14 protein-coding genes and 3 pseudogenes are annotated in these 18,979 nt (G+C 66.7%); 13 read left to right on the forward strand and 4 right to left on the reverse strand.

Features of this window, described 5'->3' with window-relative positions; genetic code table 11:
- Window positions 1-174: 174 nt before the first annotated feature.
- Complete coding sequence (locus AC1DKD_RS24925) at window positions 175-1,212, reverse strand: helix-turn-helix domain-containing protein (RefSeq protein WP_441631428.1); 1,038 nt, start codon at window positions 1,210-1,212, stop codon at window positions 175-177.
- Between the two features lie 229 nt (window positions 1,213-1,441).
- Here AC1DKD_RS24925 and AC1DKD_RS24930 point away from each other — a divergent pair.
- From AC1DKD_RS24930 to AC1DKD_RS24945, 4 genes and pseudogenes are all read left to right on the forward strand, one after another.
- Window positions 1,442-2,002 (forward strand): annotated as a pseudogene (locus AC1DKD_RS24930) (amino acid permease); the annotation flags it as partial.
- Window positions 2,003-2,106: 104 nt separating this feature from the next.
- Window positions 2,107-3,489 (forward strand): ethanolamine ammonia-lyase subunit EutB, encoded by a 1,383-nt coding sequence (locus AC1DKD_RS24935; protein WP_477143826.1) that lies wholly within the window; start codon window positions 2,107-2,109, stop codon window positions 3,487-3,489.
- A gap of 13 nt (window positions 3,490-3,502) precedes the next feature.
- Window positions 3,503-4,303 carry an ethanolamine ammonia-lyase subunit EutC gene (gene eutC, locus AC1DKD_RS24940; RefSeq protein WP_441631424.1) on the forward strand — a complete coding sequence of 267 codons (801 nt, stop codon included), beginning with the start codon at window positions 3,503-3,505 and terminating at the stop codon, window positions 4,301-4,303.
- A 202-nt stretch (window positions 4,304-4,505) separates the two neighbouring features.
- Window positions 4,506-4,685 (forward strand): annotated as a pseudogene (locus AC1DKD_RS24945) (HigA family addiction module antitoxin); the annotation flags it as partial.
- 17 nt (window positions 4,686-4,702) lie between these two features.
- Here the strand turns inward: AC1DKD_RS24945 and AC1DKD_RS24950 are convergent.
- Both AC1DKD_RS24950 and pdxR read right to left on the reverse strand, forming a co-directional pair.
- Window positions 4,703-6,127, reverse strand: a complete 1,425-nt coding sequence (locus AC1DKD_RS24950; protein ID WP_441631422.1) for an FAD-binding oxidoreductase — start codon at window positions 6,125-6,127, stop codon at window positions 4,703-4,705.
- A 136-nt stretch (window positions 6,128-6,263) separates the two neighbouring features.
- Window positions 6,264-7,862 carry a MocR-like pyridoxine biosynthesis transcription factor PdxR gene (gene pdxR / locus AC1DKD_RS24955; RefSeq protein WP_441631420.1) on the reverse strand — a complete coding sequence of 533 codons (1,599 nt, stop codon included), beginning with the start codon at window positions 7,860-7,862 and terminating at the stop codon, window positions 6,264-6,266.
- Between the two features lie 184 nt (window positions 7,863-8,046).
- Between pdxR and AC1DKD_RS24960 the strand changes: the two genes are divergently transcribed.
- The 9 genes from AC1DKD_RS24960 to AC1DKD_RS25000 all read left to right on the forward strand — a co-directional run bounded on the left by AC1DKD_RS24960 (window position 8,047) and on the right by AC1DKD_RS25000 (window position 18,652).
- Window positions 8,047-9,393: an ArgE/DapE family deacylase gene (locus AC1DKD_RS24960; protein WP_276286008.1), complete on the forward strand. Its 1,347-nt coding sequence runs from the start codon at window positions 8,047-8,049 to the stop codon at window positions 9,391-9,393.
- A gap of 160 nt (window positions 9,394-9,553) precedes the next feature.
- Complete coding sequence (locus tag AC1DKD_RS24965) at window positions 9,554-11,170, forward strand: ABC transporter substrate-binding protein (protein ID WP_441631419.1); 1,617 nt, start codon at window positions 9,554-9,556, stop codon at window positions 11,168-11,170.
- Between the two features lie 158 nt (window positions 11,171-11,328).
- Window positions 11,329-12,333 carry an ABC transporter permease gene (locus AC1DKD_RS24970; RefSeq protein ID WP_441631418.1) on the forward strand — a complete coding sequence of 335 codons (1,005 nt, stop codon included), beginning with the start codon at window positions 11,329-11,331 and terminating at the stop codon, window positions 12,331-12,333.
- Window positions 12,330-13,169: an ABC transporter permease gene (locus AC1DKD_RS24975; protein WP_035859582.1), complete on the forward strand. Its 840-nt coding sequence runs from the start codon at window positions 12,330-12,332 to the stop codon at window positions 13,167-13,169. Before AC1DKD_RS24970 ends, AC1DKD_RS24975 begins: the two co-directional genes overlap by 4 nt.
- An 18-nt stretch (window positions 13,170-13,187) precedes the next feature.
- Window positions 13,188-14,825: an ABC transporter ATP-binding protein gene (locus AC1DKD_RS24980; protein ID WP_441631416.1), complete on the forward strand. Its 1,638-nt coding sequence runs from the start codon at window positions 13,188-13,190 to the stop codon at window positions 14,823-14,825.
- A gap of 154 nt (window positions 14,826-14,979) precedes the next feature.
- On the forward strand, window positions 14,980-15,297 hold the full coding sequence (locus tag AC1DKD_RS24985) for a cupin domain-containing protein (protein WP_441631414.1): 318 nt from the start codon (window positions 14,980-14,982) through the stop codon (window positions 15,295-15,297).
- A 114-nt stretch (window positions 15,298-15,411) separates the two neighbouring features.
- A complete protein-coding gene (locus AC1DKD_RS24990; protein ID WP_441631438.1) occupies window positions 15,412-16,491 on the forward strand; it encodes a histone deacetylase family protein in 1,080 nt (359 codons plus the stop codon).
- The gene (locus tag AC1DKD_RS24995) at window positions 16,488-17,417 is read left to right on the forward strand and encodes a DMT family transporter (RefSeq protein WP_441631412.1); all 930 of its coding nucleotides are present in this window, start codon (window positions 16,488-16,490) and stop codon (window positions 17,415-17,417) included. The genes AC1DKD_RS24990 and AC1DKD_RS24995 overlap by 4 nt, the downstream gene beginning before the upstream one ends.
- 236 nt (window positions 17,418-17,653) lie before the next feature.
- Window positions 17,654-18,652 carry a Bug family tripartite tricarboxylate transporter substrate binding protein gene (locus tag AC1DKD_RS25000; RefSeq protein WP_441631410.1) on the forward strand — a complete coding sequence of 333 codons (999 nt, stop codon included), beginning with the start codon at window positions 17,654-17,656 and terminating at the stop codon, window positions 18,650-18,652.
- Window positions 18,653-18,823: 171 nt separating this feature from the next.
- On the opposite strand, the pseudogene AC1DKD_RS25005 reads toward AC1DKD_RS25000, so the two are convergent.
- Window positions 18,824-18,979, reverse strand: a pseudogene (locus tag AC1DKD_RS25005) (deacylase); the annotation flags it as partial.

Raw genomic sequence — 18,979 nt, forward strand, 5'->3', positions numbered from 1 at the left:
GCCGGGGGCCAAACTCGCATCGCCTTAAGGCGATACTCAAACATGGCCCCCTCTTTTCCGCTCTTTTTGCCTGCCGACGAGGCGCCCCATACGGCCTGGTACACCTTCACGGCTCGCTTCGCATCGCGTGGGGGGCTCGCTTCGCATTGCCTGGGGGCTTGCGGTCGGCGTTGTCTAGTTCGGGCGGCTTTGCCCGGTTGGTCCGCGCAGGGCCGCCGATGGCAGTTCGCCGAACATGCGGCGGTAGTCCTGGGCGAACTGCGACAGGTGATGGAAGCCCCAGGCTCCAGCTATGTCGGAAACGGTGCGGTGGCCGTTGCCGGACTTGAGGTCGCGGCGTACGCCGTTCAGGCGCAGGGCGCGCAGGTAGGCGGCGGGTGACATGCCGGCTACGTCTTCAAAGCAGTATTGCAGCGCGCGCCGGCTCAGGTGGAAATGCCGGCACAGGTCCGGCACGGTGATGGGGTCCGCGGCATGGGCCAGCAGGTAGTCGCGGATGCGCTGTACGGTGCGTTGGCGGTTGACGTGCGTGACGGTGGCGCGTTGCGCGCTGTCGCTGGATGCCATCAGCAGGGTCACCAGGCTGCCCAGCAGCCGTTCCTGCAGGTCGCGGCAGAACAGCGCCGGGTCGGCCCGGTCGGCTACATCCATCGCGTGGTGGCCCGCAGCTTCGGAAAGAATCTCCATCAGCGCGCGGCACAGCCGTGCGCGTGCCCACGGCTGGACCGACAGCACCTCGCGCTGGCCGAGCACGCTGGCCGGGTCGCGATGCTCTACTTCCTCCATGTAGCGGGCGAACTCGGCGGTCTCCACCACGATGCCGAAGATGCCGAAATCCTCCGGCGTGCGCAGTTCGAACTCGGTGCCTCCGGGCCGCACGGCAATGGCCGTGGGCGCGATGGCAATCCCGCCCACCGTGGCCGGGGCCTGGACCGAGGGCAGCGGCACGCCGAACCACATCGCGTCGGGCCAGGCCATGCACGACTGCCGCAGGCTGCGGTTGGTGCGCTCGATAAATACCTGCGCATGCGGCAGCCATAGCTCACGGACCTCGCCGGCGAAGTGGCCGGGAGAGAGCTGGTCGTAGGTCTGGGTCCAGCGCGACAGGTTGCTGGCGTGCTCGTCGGCATCGTGCGCGGCGGTGACGCGGAAGATGCCGTGGCGGCCGGCGCTAGTGTTGCTGTCGGTGCTGCGATCGAACGTAGCGCTCATGGCGAAGATGGGGGCATTCGGTGCAAAGCGTCTCTCCCGCAAGTTTCATTCCAGCGTCGGGATGCAGCATCCGTTGCGCCGGCGCCCTTGCCTGCTGTCTTTGCACGGGTCCAAGGCAATGCTGCCAATTTTCGATAACGCTGCCCGCACGGTTTTGGCGATGATGCCGGAAATGCCACCGCCAAGGCAATGCACCGCGGTGGCAAACCGCCCCGGAGAAACCCTAGCCATGTCCAGCCAGCCCCACGCATCGCCGCTCTCGTCCTCCCCTTCGTCCGGTGGCGCCAAGACCCTGACGCAGACGCTGGGCACCGTACAGCTCTGGGGCATCGCCGTGGGGCTGGTGATCTCGGGCGAGTACTTCGGCTGGAGCTTCGGCTGGGCCAGCGCCGGCACGCTCGGCTTCATGGTCACGGCGGTGGCGGTGGCGACCATGTACGCCACCTTCATCTTCAGCTTCACCGAGCTGATCACCAGCATCCCGCATGCCGGCGGGCCTTTCGCCTATGCGTATCGCGCGTTCGGGCCTGGCGCGGGCTATCTCGCGGGGCTGGCTACGCTGATCGAGTTCGTGTTCGCGCCGCCGGCCATTTCGCTGGCCATCGGCGCCTACCTCAATGTGCAGTTTCCGGGGCTCGATCCCAAGATGGCCGCGGTGGGCGCCTATATTGTGTTCATGGGACTCAATATCATCGGTGTGCGCATTGCGGCCACCTTCGAGCTGGTGGTGACGCTGTTTGCCATCTTCGAGCTGCTGGTCTTCATGGGCGTGCGGGCCGTGGGCTATGCGCACTACCACTGGCGCGGGCGGCACCAGGGCGCGCACTGCGACCTGGCCCGCAGCGGGCCGCAGGTGCCGGCTCCCGTGGCCGCCCCCGCCGACTGAGACGCACTATGGCCTTCACCCACACCGTTGCCTCGCGGCGCCATCTCTTCGCCGATCTCAAGGCCCTGCTCGCCAAGGCCAGCCCCGCACGCTCGGGCGACTACCTGGCGGGGCTGGCGGCCGCCAGCGAGGAAGAACGCATGGCCGCGCGCATGGCGCTGGCCGAGGTGCCGCTGGCGCATTTCCTGAACGAAGCGCTGGTGCCATACGAAGAGGACGAAGTCACGCGCCTGATCGTCGACCGCCATGACGCGCACGCCTTCCGCGAGATCGCGTCCCTCACCGTAGGCGACTTCCGCAACTGGCTGTTGCTGCACGAGACCGATTCCGCCGTGCTGGCCCGCGTGGCGCCGGGCGTTACGCCCGAGATGGCCGCCGCCGTGAGCAAGCTGATGCGCAACCAGGACCTGGTCGCGGTGGCGCGCAAGTGTCGCGTGGTCACGCGTTTCCGCAACACCATCGGCCTGCCCGGCAGGCTCTCGGTGCGGTTGCAGCCCAATCATCCCACCGACGATGCCCGCGGCATTGCCGCATCGATGATCGATGGCCTGCTGTATGGCTGCGGCGATGCCACCATCGGCATCAACCCGGCTACCGACAATCTCGGTGCCATCGTCACCCTCATGCGCCTGATCGACGACCTGCGCCGCCGCTACGACGTGCCCACGCAGTCATGCGTGCTGACCCACGTCACCAATACCTTGCGCGCCATCGAGCAGGGCGCCCCGGTGGACCTGGTGTTCCAGTCGGTGGCCGGCAGCGAGCGTGCCAACGCGGGCTTCGGCATCAGCCTGGCGCTGCTGGCCGAGGCGCATGACGCCGCGCAGAGCCTGGGGCGCGGCACGGTGGGCAACAACGTGATGTACTTCGAGACCGGCCAGGGCAGCGCGCTATCCGCCAACGCGCATCACGGCGTGGACCAGCAGACCATGGAAACCCGCGCCTATGCGGTGGCGCGCGAGTTCTCGCCGCTGCTGGTGAATACGGTGGTGGGCTTTATCGGCCCGGAATATCTCTACGACGGCAAGCAGATCATCCGCGCCGGGCTGGAGGACCACTTCTGCGGCAAGCTGCTCGGCGTGCCGATGGGCTGCGACGTCTGCTACACCAACCATGCCGAGGCCGACCAGGATGACATGGACACGCTGCTGACGCTGTTCGGCRTGGCGGGCATCAACTTCATCATGGGCGTGCCCGGCGCCGACGACATCATGCTGAACTACCAGAGCACCTCCTTCCACGACGCGCTCTACCTGCGCGACACGCTGGGCCTGCGGCCCGCGCCGGAGTTCGAGGCCTGGCTGCAGGCGATGGGCATCTTCGGCGAGGACGGGCGGCTGCTTGAACTCGCCGAGCGCCAGCCGCTGCTGCAGCTTGCCCACGGTTTGTGAGACATCGCCAGCCATGAGCCGCAAACTGATCCAGGACAACCCGTGGCAGCGCCTGCGCCAGTTCACTGCCGCGCGCATCGCGCTGGGCCGTGCCGGCCACAGCCAGACCACGGAGGCCGTGCTCGCCTTCGGGCTGGCGCACGCGCAGGCGCGCGACGCCGTGCATCTGCCGCTGGCGCGCGCGGCCATCGAGCAGGCCCTGCGCGACGCGGGTCTTGGCTGCGTGCCTGTGCACAGTGCCGCGCCAGACCGTCAGCACTACCTGCGCCGCCCCGACCTGGGCAGGCAGCTTGATGACGACAGCCGCACACGGCTGGCGCAGGCCAGGCCCGCCGAAAAGCCTGACGTGGTGTTCGTGATCGCCGACGGCCTTTCCGCGCTGGCCGCCGAGCGCCACGGCGTGGCCCTGTTGCTGGCCGTGCGCGAACGCCTGCCGGACTGGCGCATCGGGCCGGTGGTGGTGGCCGAGCAATCGCGCGTGGCGTTGGGCGACGAGGCCGGGCACCTGCTCGGCGCGCGCCAGGTGGTGATGCTGATCGGCGAGCGGCCCGGGCTGAGTTCGCCGGACAGTCTCGGCATCTATCTCACGCATGACCCGCGGCCCGGGCGCAGCGACGCCGAGCGCAACTGCATCTCCAATGTGCGGCCGGAAGGGCTGCCCTACGCACAGGCCGCCGACAAGCTCGCCTTCCTGCTGCGCGGCGCGCTGGCGCTGGGGCGCAGCGGCGTGGACCTGAAGGACGACAGCGAGCACGCGGCGTTGCCCGAGGCAGCGCCGGGCACGCTGCCTGCGTCCGGCGCAAAGACTGACTGAGGCCGTGGTGAGCGCAGTCGGCACCGCGCTCACYGGACAGCCTCGCCATCCGGCCTGTCTGCGGCCGAACCTTCACCTTTTACGCCGGTCCTATGGCAACCCGGCCAGCCGAGCGCTCGCGACCGCGCATTCGACGGTAATACGCAGGGGGCCTGATCCAATCCCTGCCAGGCACGGCCCCGCGCCTGCTTGCTCCGATCTCCTGGTCRTTTATCGCGAGGAGTTTCTCGCGCCTCTGGGCATGAGCGCCAATGCGCTCGCCGTGGCACTGCATGTGACCGCAGCCCGCATCAACGACATCGTGCGCGAGCTTCGGGGGATTACGCCGGACACCGCTCTCCGGCTGGTGCGCCACTTCGGCGGCGACGCTGAATCCCGTTTGGCGACATTGCGCCTTCCTCAATCCGGATCAAACACCCGCCCTGGGCTGAGGATGTTGTGTGGATCCAGCGAGCGCTTGAGCAGGCGCATCAATCCCAGTTCCTCCGGCGTGCGCGAGCAGTGCAGGTAGGGCTTCTTGTGAAAGCCGATGCCGTGCTCGGCAGAGACGCTGCCCTTGAACTCCCGCACCACGCCGTACATCACGTCGGAGATCTCGTGCTCCGGGAAGTCTGCGTCGGTAGCGCCCGGCAGGTACACGCTGACGTGCAGGTTGCTGTCGCCCACGTGACCGAAATTGACCAGTTCCGCATGCGGCCACACGGCCAGCATGCGTGCGCGCAGCGTGTCGGCGAATTCGCCGATGCGGCCGATCGGCAGGCTCACGTCGTAGGCGGCATTGGGCGCCCACATCACCGGGAATTCGGCGACCGCGTCGCGCAGTTGCCAGAAGCTCTCCGCTTCCTTGTTGCTGGAGGCCACCGCCGCGTCCCGGATCAGGCCGGCTTCCATGGCGGACTCCAGCATGCCTTCGAAGGCCGCGGCATCCTGCGCGTCGTCATTGCCCTGCAGGTCGAGCAACACATAGAAGGGATGGCCTTCGGGCAGCGGCGCGCGCACGCCGGCCACGCGCGTGGTCACGAGGTTGTAGAAGTCCGCCCACATCGCCTCGAAGGCGGATAGCCGGCCCGAGAGCTTGCGCTGCGCATGGCGCAGCAGGCGCACCACGTCGTCGTAGCTTTCGAGCGCGCACAGCGCCGTCTGCGTGGCCGCCGGCAGCGGCGCCAGCCGCAGCACGGCACGCGTGATCACGCCCAGCGTGCCTTCGCTGCCCACGAAGAGCTGGCGCACGTCATAGCCCGCATTGTTCTTCTGCATCTTGTTGAGCGACGAGACCACCGTGCCATCGGCCAGCACCGCTTCCAGCCCCAGCACCTGGTCGCGCATCATGCCGTAGCGGATCACGCGGTTGCCGCCCGCGTTGGTGGCGATATTGCCGCCGATCTGGCAACTGCCACGCGCGCCCAGATCCACGGCCAGCAGCCAGCCGGCCGCGCGCGCGGCTTCCTGCGCGGCCTGCAGCGTGGTGCCCGCCATCACCGTCATGGTGCCGGCTTGCGCGTCGATCTCTTCCACGCCGCGCATGCGCTCCAGCGACAGCACCACCTCGCCGCCCTCTGGCGTGGCGGCGCCCGCCAGCCCGGTCAGTCCGCCTTGCGGCACCACAGGCTGATGCAGCCGGTTGCACAGCGCCAGCACGGCCGCTACCTCCTCCGTATTGCGCGGGCGCACCACCGCCAACGGCGGCACCGCGCCGAGCGGTGCGTACCAGTCCTTGCGGAAACGGGTTTCGATGGCGTCGCCCGTCTGCAGGCCGGCGGCGTCGAGCAGGCCGGCAAGTTCGGTGAGCAGGGTGGCGGACTGGGCTGGCGCGTTGCTTGGCATAGGGGGGAGGCGGTGAAGGGGAAGAACAAGGACGCTAATGCTATGGAAGGATCGGCCTTGCGTTAAGGGCCAATCCAGCGGGAGGCGATGGCACCATCGCACGGCGCCGCGCGCATGGCAAGCCGCGCACGCGCCATCACGCGCCGCTCCACGCCTCCCGGTTGATGGCCGCCGCAGGCGCGCGGCGCGGTGCCTGCGTGCGTGCCAGGTGCTCCAGCGCGGGTTCGATCACCTCCGCCAGCTTGTTGAATGCAGGCGCGATCTCGGCTTCCGGCACGCAGGCATAGCCCAGCAGCAGGCCCTGCTGCGTCGCCTGCGCGGGATCGGAGAAATAGCGCGACAGCGGCCGCGTGGACAGGCCCTGGGTACGCGCCGCCATGCTGATGCCGAGATCGTCGGCGCCCGGCGGCAGGTGGAGCACCATGTGCAGGCCGGCCTCGTGCGTGGACGTGGGCCAGGCCGCGCCGAGGCGCGCCGCGATGGACTCGCGCAGCAGGCCCTGGCGTTGTGCGTAGCGCTGACGCATGCGCCGGATATGCGTGGCGTAATGCCCTTCCTCGATAAAGTCGGCGAGCACCGCCTGCTGTACCAGTTGTCCCTCGCGGAACAACTCCGAAAGCCCTGTGGCGAAGTGCGGCGCGAGCGGCTTGGGCAGCACCATGAAGCCCATGCGCAAGCCGGGGAACAGCGTCTTGGAGAACGTGCCCATGTAGATCACGCGGTCGTGTTCGTCCAGCCCTTGCAGCGAGGCCAGCGGCCGGCCTTCGAAACGGAATTCGCTGTCGTAGTCGTCCTCCACGATCCAGGCGCCGCGCTGGCGTGCGTATTCCAGCAGCATGCGCCGGCGCGACAGGCTCATCACCATGCCCAGCGGATACTGGTGCGAGGGCGTGGCAAAGATAAAGCGCGGCGGATTCTGCAAAGTAGCCGCATCCGGGGCGAGCCCCTCGCTGTCCACGGGGACCGGAATGGTCTCGATGCCCGCGCTGTTCAGCAGGCTGCGGGTGCCCCAGTAGCCCGGGTCTTCCATCCACGCCTTGTCGCCGACGTCGCCCAGAAGGCGGGCGATCAGGTCGATGGCCTGGTGGATGCCGGTGGTCAGGATGATCTGCTCGGGCTCGCAGCGCACCGAGCGCACCAGCCGCAGGTGCTCGGCCAGCACGCGGCGCAGCGGCATGTAGCCGCCGTTATGGGCATAGGTCAGCAGTTCGGGGCGCGGCGCGCGCCAGTGCTTGTTCAGCAGGCGTGCCCACACGGCGTGCGGAAACAGCGACACGTCGGGTACGCCCGCAACGAATGCGCCCCATTGCCGATCCGATGCACCGGAGTGCGATATCAGGTGCTGGCCGCGGCGCGAAAGCGTGAACCGGTTCGGGTTCTGCTGCATCGCAGGCACTGCCATGGTGCCACTTTGCGCCCTGTGGTTGTGCAATGCACTATGGTCGGGAAAACTTTGCGACACGAAGGTGCCACTTCCGCTCGCCGCTGTGACATAGCCTTCCGCGAGCAACTGCTCATAAGCGTAAAGCACGGTATTGCGGGAAACCCCTACCTCTTTCGACAGCAGGCGCGAGGCGGGCAGCTTGGTGCCCGCAACCAATGATCCGGCAAGGATTTCCTGGCGAATGATCTCGTAGAGCTGGCGGTTCATGTGCGCGCCATTCTTGTCCGTCGCGCCGTCCGCAGGCCGCTCCAGACGCTGCAACAGCAGCTCGGACAGAATCGTCTCTTTCAAAGCGGCCCCTAGTGAAAAGAAAAATATGGATCTATGTATGGTACCAATGATCCGCTAAGTTTCCACCCATCATATTTCGAGCGTCGTTTTCCTGAACGGCGTTTTGCCGATCCGGCCTATCCGGCCGAGTTGCCCTCTCCGGACACACGCCCGCTGCGTGCACCGGACCCCCGTGGAGCCACTTATGCATCGTCCTGCAGGCAGTTCCGGTTTGTCCTCCATTGCTACCCCCACGCTTTCCACCGACGACATCGCCGCCGCAGTGCGCGCGCTGGAGCCGTACATGGTGCGCACGCTGTCGGAGTTCGTGGCGGCGCCCAGTCCCTCCGGACAGGAACAGCCGGCCGTGGCGTTCATGGAAGGCGCGCTGCGCGAACTTGGCCTGGAGCCCGAGCGCATCTACCTGCGCAGCGAGACGCTCAAGGACCTGCCGCTGTTCTCGCCGCCGTGCTGTCCGGACGGCGGCCGCTACAACCTGCTGGCCACGCACAGGCCGGTGGCCAAGGGCGGCCGTTCCGTGTTGTTCAACGGCCATCTGGATGTGGTGCCCACCGGACCGGAATCGATGTGGCGCCAGTCGCCCTATGCGCCCTTCGTCGAGGACGGCTGGCTGTTCGGCCGCGGCGCGGGCGATATGAAGGCCGGCATCATCTGCACGCTCGCCGCCTACAAGGCGCTGAAGGACCTCGGCGTGCAGCCCGCCGGCGCGGTCGGTTTCAACTCCGTGCTCGAAGAAGAGAACACCGGCAATGGCGCGCTCGCCACCGTGGCTGCGCTGCGCAGCGCGGTGGGCGCCGGCAAGCTGGCTTCCTTCGACACCGTGGTGATTCCCGAGCCGCTGGGCGAGAGCCTGATGAGCGCGCAGATGGGCGTGTTCTGGATGTTCGTGGAACTGACCGGGCGGCCCGCGCACGCGGCCTACATGACCAGCGGCGTGAACCCGGTGGAAGCCGGCATCGAAGTGATGGCCGGCCTGCGCAAGCTCGAGGCCGAGTGGAACCTGCCCGAGAACCGTCCCGCAGCCTATCGCGACCACGCCCACCCGATCAACTTCAACCTTGGCCAGATCCAGGGCGGCGAGTGGAATTCGTCGGTGCCCTGCACCTGCACGCTGGGGATCCGCATCGGCTTCTACCCGACCATGAGCGTGACCGATGCCAAGGCGCGGGTCGCGGCCTGCGTGCAAGCCACGCTGGATCGCCTGGCCAGCAACCTGACACTCAATATCCGCTACGAAGGTTTCCACGCGCCCGGTTGCGAGTTCGATCTCGATGTGCCCAGCATGCAGGCGCTGGGCGAGGCGCACCGCAAGGTCAATGGCGAGGCAGTGCGGCGCGAGGCCACCACCGCCACCACCGATGCGCGGCATTTCCGCCTGATGCTGGAAACGCCGGTGACCTGCTACGGACCGCAGGCCCGCAACATCCACGGCATCGACGAGTCGGTTTCCATCGAAAGCATGGTGCGCGTCGCCACCACGCTCGCGCAGTTCATGCATGACTGGTGCGGTGTCGAGCCGGTCGCTACCTGAGTCAACGCGTCAATGCGTCAATGCGTCGGCGCGTCCGCATGGCGGCGCGCGGCACTCGCGCGGCTTGACGGGGCTGCATGAGGTGCCATGGACCCAGGCAATCGAAGTTAGTCGTCTTCCGTATCCGCAGATCACGATCACCACCACAGGAAACTGACCGATGAAACACCTCACCCAACACCTGAAAAAGAGCTTTGGCAAAAGCCTGGTGTCGATGGCGCTGGCCACCGCCGGCCTGGCCCTGGCACCGGTACTATTGCCCGCGGGCAACGCTGCCGCGCAGACCGCCGGCGGCACATTGTCCGGCATCGTGCAACCCGAACCGCCGATCCTGATCAGCGCGATGAACTCGCAGGCGCCCACGCAATACATCGCCGGCAAGATCTACCAGGGCCTGCTGACCTACGGCCCCGACCTGAAGCCGCGCCCGGAACTGGCCAAGTCGTGGAAGATCTCGCCCGATGGCCTGACCTACACGTTCGAGTTGCAGAGCGGCGTGAAGTGGCATGACGGCAAGCCCTTCACCTCCGCCGACGTGGTGTTCTCGATCGACAAGATGCTGCGCGAAGTCCACGTGCGTACCCGCGCGGTGCTCAACAAGTACGTGGAGTCGATCCGCGCGGTGAACGACAGCACGGTCGAGATCAAGCTCAAGGAAGCCTTCCCGCCGTTTATCTCGATGTTCGAGACCGGCACCATGCCGATGATGCCCAAGCACATCTACGACGGCACCGATTACCGCAACAACCCCGCCAACCAGAAGCCCGTCGGCACCGGCCCCTTCGTGTTCAAGGAGTGGAAGAAGGGCGCCTATATCAAGCTGGCCAAGAACCCCAACTACTGGAAGAAGGGCAAGCCCTACCTGGATGAGCTGGTCTTCTACGTGATCCCGGATTCGGCCTCGCGCGCGGTCGCCTTCGAGAAGGGCGACGTGCAGGTGCTGCGCGGCGGCGACGTCGACAACGTGGACGTCAAGCGCCTGCGCACGCTGCCCAATGTGGAATACACCACCAAGGGCTGGGAGCTGTTCTCGCCCATGTCGAACCTGCTGATGAACACGCGCAAGCCGCCGTTCAACAACGTCAAGGTGCGCCAGGCGGTGATGCACGCGCTCAATCGCAAGATGATCGTGGACAACATCTTCTTCGGCATGGGCAAGCCGGCGATCAGCCCGTTCGCCTCGGCCACGCTGTTCTTCGACAAGAACACGCCGGCCTATGATTTCAACCTGAAGAAGGCGCGCGAGCTGATCAAGGAGTCCGGCGTCAACGTGGGCCAGTACCCGGTCAAGATCCTGTCCACGTCCTACGGCGCCAACTGGGACCGCCTTGACGAGTACATGAAGCAGATGCTGGAACAGCTCGGCTTCAAGGTCAGCATCGAGTCCGCCGATGCCGGCACCTGGTCGGCCCGCGTCAGCAACTGGGACTTCGACCTGACCGCCACCTACACCTACCAGTACGGCGATCCGGCGCTGGGCGTGGAACGGCTCTACGTGACCAAAAACATCGTCAAGGGTACGCCGTTCGCCAATGTACAGGGCTACAGCAATCCGCAATCGGATGAACTGTGGGCCAAGGCCAGCATCACCATGGACCCGGCGGAGCGCCAGAAGCTCTACACCGAGGTGCAGAAGATCCTGATGACGGAAGTGGCCGCGGGCAACCTGTTCGAGCTGGAGTTCCCCACGCTGTACCGCAAGAACGCCAAGAACCTCGTGACCACCGCCATCGGCCTGAACGAGTCGTTTGACAACGTCTCCATCGAGAAGAACTGAGTACGCGAGTACGAAGCCGCCAGTAAGTTCGCGCGCCGGGCAACCCGCCCGGCGCGCGCGAGATGGTGCCGGCCAAGCCCGTCGCCGCCGCGCTCCGCCAGGACTGCGGTGATGGCGCGGCCGGCCCGGGCCCAGCGTTTGCCCGTGTGGAGCATGCCGTGAATTTTCTCTCTTTCCTGCTATCCCGGCTGTGGAAGGCCCTCGTGGTCGTCCTCGGCGTGGTCATCATCAACTTCTTCCTGATCCGCATGGCGCCGGGAGACCCAGCCACCGTGCTGGCGGGCGAGGCCGGCGCGGGCGATGCCGCCTTCGTGGGCCAGTTGCGCCAGCAGTTCGGGCTCGACCAGCCGGTGCTGACGCAGCTTGGCATCTACCTGAAAGGCGTGGCCACGCTCGATCTCGGCTACTCCTATCGCAATCACCTGCCGGTGCTCGACCTGATCCTGGACCGGCTGCCCGCCACCATCGTGCTGATGAGCGGCGCCTTCGTCTTCTCCCTCGTGCTCGGCGTGTTCCTGGGCGTGGTCTCGGCGCGCACGCGCTATGAGAACAAGCGGCGCTGGATCGACAGYGCGGTGATGTCCGGCGCGCTGCTGCTGTACGCCACACCGCTGTTCTGGCTGTCGCTGATGGCCATCATCCTGTTTTCGGTGGTGCTGGGCTGGCTGCCCGCCTTCGGCATGGAAACCATCGGCGCCGGCTATACCGGCATGGCGCGCGTGCAGGACGTGGCGCTGCACATGATCCTGCCCACCATCTCGCTGGGCTGCTTTTTCATGGCGGTGTATGTGCGCCTGACGCGGGCGTCGATGCTGGAAGTGATGGGTATGGACTTTGTCAAGACCGCGCGCGCCAAAGGCGTGCCCTCCGGGCGCGTGATCCGCGTGCATGTGCTGCGCAACGCATTGTTGCCGGTGATCACCTTTGCCGGTATCCAGCTTGGCCAGATGGCGGGCGGCGCGGTGCTGACCGAAACCGTCTTCTCCTGGCCGGGCATCGGCCGGCTGATGTTCGATGCCCTGCTGCAGCGTGACTACCAGCTGCTGCTCGGCATCTTCTTCGTCACCTCGGCGCTGGTGGTGTTCTTTAACCTGGTGACGGACATCGTCTACCGCTTTATCGACCCGCGCATCTCGGTGGGCGGCAAGGGAGCCACGGCATGAAAGCCTTCGCACAACGTTATTGCCGCAACTACGGCGCGGTGATCGGCCTGGTCGTGCTGCTGCTGGTGGTGGCCGTGGCGCTGCTGGCGCCGGTGCTGTACGAGGAGTCGCCCTGGCTGATGGTGGGCGATCCGCTGGTGCGCCCGTTTGCCGAAGCGGCCTTTCCCTTCGGCACCGACATGCTCGGGCGCGACATCACCGCCGGCATGCTGTACGGCGCGCGCGTCTCGTTGCTGGTGGGCGTGATCTCCACCGGCGTGGCGCTGGTGTTCGGCATCCTGATCGGCTCGGTGGCCGGCTATTGCGGCGGCCGCATCGACGACGCGCTGATGCGCTTCACCGAGTTCTTCCAGACCATTCCGCAACTGGCGATGGCAGTGGTGATCGTGGCGATCTTCAATCCCACTATCTACTCCATCGTGGCCGCCATCTCGGTGGTGTCGTGGCCGCCGGTCGCGCGGCTGGTGCGCGGCGAGTTCCTCACCCTCAAGCAGCGCGAATTCGTGCAGGCCGCGGTGGTGATCGGGCAGAAGCCGCTGAGGATCATCCTCACGCAGATCCTGCCGAACGCCATGTCGCCCATCATCGTGTCGGCCTCCTTCATGGTGGCGACCGCGATCCTGACCGAGTCGGCGCTGTCCTTCCTGGGCCTGGGCGACCGCAACATGATGAGCTGGGGCTTCATGATCGGCGCGGCCCGCACCATGATCCGCGAAGCCTGGTGGATGAGCGTGTGGCCCGGCGTGGCCATCCTGCTGACGGTGCTCTCCATCAACCTGATCGGCGAAGGCCTGAACGACGCCATGAACCCGCAACTGCGCCGCCGAGGCGAGTAAGCACAAGGAATACGCACCATGCAAGCACCAGACAAGCTACCGCTGCTATCCGTGCGCGACCTCACCATCGCGCTGCCCGCCGGCGGCGACCGCGCGCACGCGGTGAAGGACGTGAGCTACGACCTGCACGCCGGAGAGATCCTCTGCATCGTCGGCGAGTCCGGCTCGGGCAAGTCGATGAGCGCCAACGCCATCATGGGCCTGCTGCCGCCCTACCTGAAGCCGCGGGGCGGCCAGATCCTGTTCCAGGGCAAGGACCTGCTGGCACAGGACGAGCAGACCCTGCTGTCCATGCGGGGCAAGGAAATGGCGATGGTGTTCCAGGAGCCGCTATCGGCCCTGAACCCCGTGATGACGGTAGGCGACCAGATCGCCGAGGTCATGCGCGTGCACGACGCCTGTCCGGGCGAGGCGCGTACCCGGCGTGTACTGGAGTTGCTGGCGTTCGTGGGCCTGCCCGATCCCGCTACGCTGATCCACAGCTATCCGTTCCGCCTGTCCGGCGGGCAGCGGCAGCGCGTAGTGATCGCCATGGCGCTCGCGCTGGAGCCGGCGCTGCTGATCGCCGACGAACCCACCACGGCGCTCGACGTCACCACGCAGGCCCAGATCCTGGCGCTGATCAAGCGCATCCAGGCGGAGAAGGGTATGGGCGTGATGTTCGTCACGCATGACTTTGGCGTGGTGGCGGAGATCGCCGACCGCGTCGCGGTGATGGAGAAGGGCGTGCTGGTGGAAGTCGGGACGGTGCAGCAAGTGCTCAACCACCCGCAGCATCCCTATACCCGCCGCCTGATCGGCGCGGTGCCGCACGGACGCGCCAAGGCGCGCGACCAGCAGGCGGCCGAGATCGTGCTGGATGTGCGCGGGCTGCGCAAGACGTACTCTTCCGGCGGCGGTCTGTTCAGCAAGAAGCGCGTGGTCAACGCCGTGGACGGCGTGAGCTTCAGCGTGCGGCGCGGCCAGACGCTGGGCATCGTCGGCGAATCCGGTTCGGGCAAGTCCACCATCGGCAAATGCCTGCTGAAGCTGACCGATATCGACGGCGGCGAGCTGCTGTTCGACGGGCAGGATATCGCGCGCCTGTCCGAGCGCCAGTTCCGTCCGCTGCGCAGCGACGTGCAGATGATTTTCCAGGACCCGTTCGCCTCGCTCAACCCGCGTCATACGGTGGGGCGCATCATCACCGACGGCCCGGTGGCCAACGGCGTGCCGCTGGCCAGGGCGCAGACCCGCGGCCGCGAACTGCTGCAGCTGGTAGGGCTGGAGGCGTCCGCCTTCGACCGCTATCCCAACCAGTTCTCCGGCGGCCAGCGCCAGCGTATCGGCATCGCGCGTGCGCTGGCGCTGGAGCCGAAGCTGCTGGTGGCCGACGAATCCGTCTCCGCGCTCGATGTCTCGGTGCAGGCGCAGGTGCTGCAACTGCTGAGCGACCTGCAGAAGCGGCTCGATATCGGCCTGATCTTCATTACCCACGACTTGCGTGTTGCCGCCCAGATCTGCCACCACGTGATCGTGATGCACAAGGGCAAGGTGGTGGAGTCCGGACCGCCCGGCCAGATCTTCGACGCGCCGCTGCACGATTACACGCAGCGGCTGATTGCCGCGATTCCTGGCAAGGAGTGGGACCCGACGCTGATCCGCGCCGCTGCCTGAAGCCGCGCGCGCCATGCGGCCCGCGAGCGCGCCCAGGTGCTGCGCGCCAGGTACGAACTGATGCTGGCCAACGCCCGCGACCTCGCCGGGCGGGGTGGRCCGCTAAGCCGCCAGGCCTTTGCCACAACACATATCGCTTTCAGGAGCATCCGCCATGAGCAGACCCCAGGCCGTCCCCACCGTGCAGGTCGACAACGACCGCGTGGTCGTCACCGAGTGGCGCTTCGCGCCGGGCGCGGAGACCGGCCATCATCGCCATGGCTACGACTACGTGGTGGTGCCGATGACCACCGGCGCGCTGCGGCTGGAGACGCCGGCCGGCGAGGTCGTCAGCCAGCTCGTGGCGGGCCGCGCCTACTACCGCGGCGCGGGCGTGGAGCACAACGTGATCAACGCGCATGACGGCGAATGCGTGTTCGTGGAAATCGAAATCAAGCAAACCGCCGCGCAGCCGCCCGCCACGGGCGACTGAGTGGCAAGGGGTCCAGGCCGGCGATAACGACAACGCGCAAGCTCAGGCGACGTGGTGCCAGGGGCGCCACCCGGCGGCCCGGAAACCGTGAGTCTCACCTTTACAAAAACCATCATGCGCGCCTTCTTCTCGGATGACCAACTGCTGCACCAGCCCCGCCAGTTCATGCGCGCGGGCCGCTTGTGCGAACCTACCGACGTGCCCGCCCGCGCCCACGCGCTGCAACGTGCGCTGGCCGGGCGCGGCATTGCGCTGGCCGAGCCGGCGGACTTCGGCCGCGCGCCGCTGGAGGCGGTGCACAGCCCGGCATATCTCGATTTCCTCGGCTACGCTTACGAACGCTGGATGGCGCTGGCGCGCCCCGGCTTCGAGCCGGGCATCGAAGTGCTGCCAAATCTCTCCCCGTACTACAACGGCCGCGTAGACCAGCCGCGCCGCGTGCCGTGCCCGACCGATTCCATCATCGCGCAGGCTGGTTACTACCTCGGCGACCTGAGCGCGCCGCTCGGGCCGCATAGCTGGCGTTCCATCCTGCGCTCCGCGCACAGCGCCGTGGCCGCGGCCGGGTACGTCTGCGAGCAGCAGGACCGGCAGGGTGTCGCGTACTCGCTGTCGCGCCCGTCCGGCCACCATGCGCACAGCGACCGCGCGGTGGGCTTCTGCTATGTCAACAACTCGGCCATCGCCGCCGAGACGCTGCTCAAGCGGTTCGACAAGGTAGCGGTGCTCGACGTGGACGCCCACCACGGCGATGGCACCCAGCAGATCTTCTACCAGCGCTCCGACGTGATGACGATCTCGCTGCACGCCGACCCCAGCGCGTATTACCCCTTCTATACCGGCTACGCCAACGAGCGCGGCTATGGCGCGGGCTACGGCTACAACCTGAACTTCCCGCTGCCGCACGACACCGGGGATGCCGGCTTCCTGGGCGCGCTCGACAACGCGCTCGACGCGCTGCGCGACTACCGGCCGCAGGCGCTGGTACTGGCGCTGGGCTTCGACACCTATATCCACGATCCCATCAGCGTATTGCGCGTCGGGCTGGACGCGTACCGTGGCATCGGTGAGCGCATCAATGCGCTGGGCGTGCCCACGGTGGTGGTGCAGGAGGGCGGCTACGAGGTGGAGGCGATCGGTCCCGCGCTCGACGCTTTCCTGTCTGGCCTTGTCCCTGCGATGGCCGGGGTATGAGCGATCCGGGGCACGCAGGCGCGGCGGGCTGGTGGCGCGGTGGCCTGATCTTTCTCTGCGCGGTGGCGTTGTTCGCCACCGTGGATGCCACCGCCAAGCATCTGGTGGGGCGCTATCCCGCGCCTTTCCTCAATGCTGTGCGCTATGCCATTACCGCCACCGTGGCCATCGCCATGCTGGCGGGCTCGGGACGCCTGCGCTTCTGGCGCACGCCCCACCGCGGGATGCTGGCGCTGCGCGGCGTGATGCTGGCGCTGGTGGGCACCTGCTTCATGACCGCGCTGCTGTGGATGCCGCTGGCCGAGGCCACGGCGATCTACTTCATGTCGCCGCTGGTCATCGTCGCGCTCTCGCCGTGGCTGCTGGGCGAGCGCGTGGGGCCGCGCAAGTGGGTGGCGGTGGCGGCGGGCTTCGCGGGCATGCTGCTGATCGTGCGGCCCGGCGGGGAACTGTCGGCAGTGGGCACGGTGCTGATGGTCGCCGCGGCGGTGGCGTATGCCCTGCTGCAGCTGCTGACGCGGCGCCTTGCCGGGAAGGTGGAGGCGGGCGTGCAGTACGGTTTCGCGGCGGTGATCTGCATGATTGCCACAGGGTTGCCGGCGCCGTTCTTCCTGCCCGCGGCATGGCCTGGCATGGCAGACTGGCTGGCCATTCTCGCCATGGGATTCATGAGCGCGATCGCACAGGTGCTGCTGATCCTCGCTCTGCAGCGCGCGCCGGCATCCACCGTGGCGCCGCTCAATTATTGCCATTTGCTGCTGGCGCTGGTGTACAGCGCGCTGTGGTTCGGCCGCTGGCCGGATGGTCCCGCCATGGCGGGTATCGCGCTGATCATCGCAGCCGGGCTGTCGCTGACGTTGCCGCAGCGGGCCGGGGCCGATGCGGGAAATCGCCTTCGTTCCACTTCCATCGCGGAATCATCATGAGTGATTTGCGCGCGCCCAAACCGGTGCGCCGCGCAGGCAATATGCACTAACGGCGGAAGGCCGGATACCCAACACGGTGCGCCAGCATCTCAAAGCGATGGTAGCGATGGGGGCGGCTTGGTCGCGCCCTGAAAATGCCGGAGTTTACTGCGAGCCGGATGGCACGGGGCTTGCTGCTGATGCGTATCCGCCGTCCTTTGGATCACGACGGTTCACTACCAGAAGCCAGGAATCCCATGACCTTCCCTTTGCTCCAAAGCCGCACCGTCGCCGCGCTGGCCGCCATGCTTGCCACCAGCCTCATTGCCGCCGCCCCTGCCTCTGCCCAGGCCCGGCATGACTGGCCCACTCAGCCGGTGCGCATTGTCGTCCCCTTCCAGGCTGGCTCCGCCACCGACCTGATCACACGCCAGCTCGGTATGGGCCTGGGCCGCGAATATGGCCAGACCTTCGTGGTCGAGAACCGTCCCGGCGCCGCCGCCATGATCGGCAGCGAGGCCGCCGCGCGCGCGCCCGGCGATGGCTACACGCTGCTGATGTCCGGTCCCGCCTCCATGGTGACCAACCGCTTTCTGTACAAGAAGCTCAGCTACGATCCCGATGCTTTCGAGAAGGTCGCGGTGGTGGCCTTCACGCCGAATATTTTGCTGGCCAGTCCTGACCAGCCCTTCAAGACGCTGCCGGAAATGATCGCCTATGCCAAGGCCAATCCGGGCAAGCTGACCTACGCCTCGTTCGGCGCCGGTACCACCTCGCATATGGCGGGCGAGATGCTCAAGGCGCTGGCCGGAATCGATATCGTGCACGTGCCGTACAAGGGGGCGGGGGAGGCGATTCCCGCACTGCTTTCGGGACAGGTATCGATGTATTTCGATACGATCATGACGGGCCTGCCTTATGTGAAGGCGGGCAAGTTGCGGGCGCTGGGCGTGTCGAACAGCAAGCGTTCGGCGATGGCGCCGGAGATTCCTACGATTGCCGAGCAGGGGTATCCGGGGTTCGATATTGCGCCCTGGTATGGGATCGTTGCGCCCAAGGGCACGCCGGCGGAGGTGGTTGCCAAGTTGAATGCATCGATCAACAAGCTGCTTAAGGATCCAGGCTTTCGGGAGAAGCTGGCGGCTACTGGTGCCGAGCCGCGAGGGGGCTCGGTGGCGGATTTTGGGGCGATGGTTGGGGCGGAGATTCCGCGGACGGAGAAGTTGGTCAGGCAGGCCGGGGTTAGTTTGCAGTAGGGTGGTTTGGTGAATTGCAGTGTTGGAGGCTTTGACGTCAAAGGCCTTACTTCAAAAGCTTAAAGTCAAAGGCAGTTTCACCACCCCTGCGCGGCCTGGTAGGTAAACCTTCACGGCTCGCTTTGCATCGTGCTGTGTGTGGCCCGCTCGCGGGCCACACACTTCGGTTTGCTACATCATGCGGCGCGAGAAATGCCCTTGTTCTGCTCCTGCCATCAGGTCTGCGAACTGGTCGCCGCTCATGTGGACGAGTTGCTGGTGGTCGCCTGCCTCGAAGAATACTTCCGGCTGGGCCAGCAGGCTGTCATCGAGATAGGTGTGCATGCC

It is taken from the genome of Cupriavidus sp. 05T313, assembly GCF_056396665.1.

Bases quoted from the DNA above. Each gene is read 5' to 3' on its own strand.
- AC1DKD_RS25000 (WP_441631410.1), top strand. From the start codon at position 17,654: ATGACCTTCCCTTTGCTCCAAAGCCGCACCGTCGCCGCGCTGGCCGCC.
- AC1DKD_RS24950 (WP_441631422.1), bottom strand. From the start codon at position 6,127: ATGCCAAGCAACGCGCCAGCCCAGTCCGCCACCCTGCTCACCGAACTT.
- AC1DKD_RS24965 (WP_441631419.1), top strand. From the start codon at position 9,554: ATGAAACACCTCACCCAACACCTGAAAAAGAGCTTTGGCAAAAGCCTG.
- AC1DKD_RS24925 (WP_441631428.1), bottom strand. From the start codon at position 1,212: ATGAGCGCTACGTTCGATCGCAGCACCGACAGCAACACTAGCGCCGGC.
- eutC (WP_441631424.1), top strand. From the start codon at position 3,503: ATGAGCCGCAAACTGATCCAGGACAACCCGTGGCAGCGCCTGCGCCAG.
- AC1DKD_RS24985 (WP_441631414.1), top strand. From the start codon at position 14,980: ATGAGCAGACCCCAGGCCGTCCCCACCGTGCAGGTCGACAACGACCGC.
- AC1DKD_RS24995 (WP_441631412.1), top strand. From the start codon at position 16,488: ATGAGCGATCCGGGGCACGCAGGCGCGGCGGGCTGGTGGCGCGGTGGC.
- AC1DKD_RS24990 (WP_441631438.1), top strand. From the start codon at position 15,412: ATGCGCGCCTTCTTCTCGGATGACCAACTGCTGCACCAGCCCCGCCAG.
- AC1DKD_RS24975 (WP_035859582.1), top strand. From the start codon at position 12,330: ATGAAAGCCTTCGCACAACGTTATTGCCGCAACTACGGCGCGGTGATC.
- AC1DKD_RS24960 (WP_276286008.1), top strand. From the start codon at position 8,047: ATGCATCGTCCTGCAGGCAGTTCCGGTTTGTCCTCCATTGCTACCCCC.
- AC1DKD_RS24980 (WP_441631416.1), top strand. From the start codon at position 13,188: ATGCAAGCACCAGACAAGCTACCGCTGCTATCCGTGCGCGACCTCACC.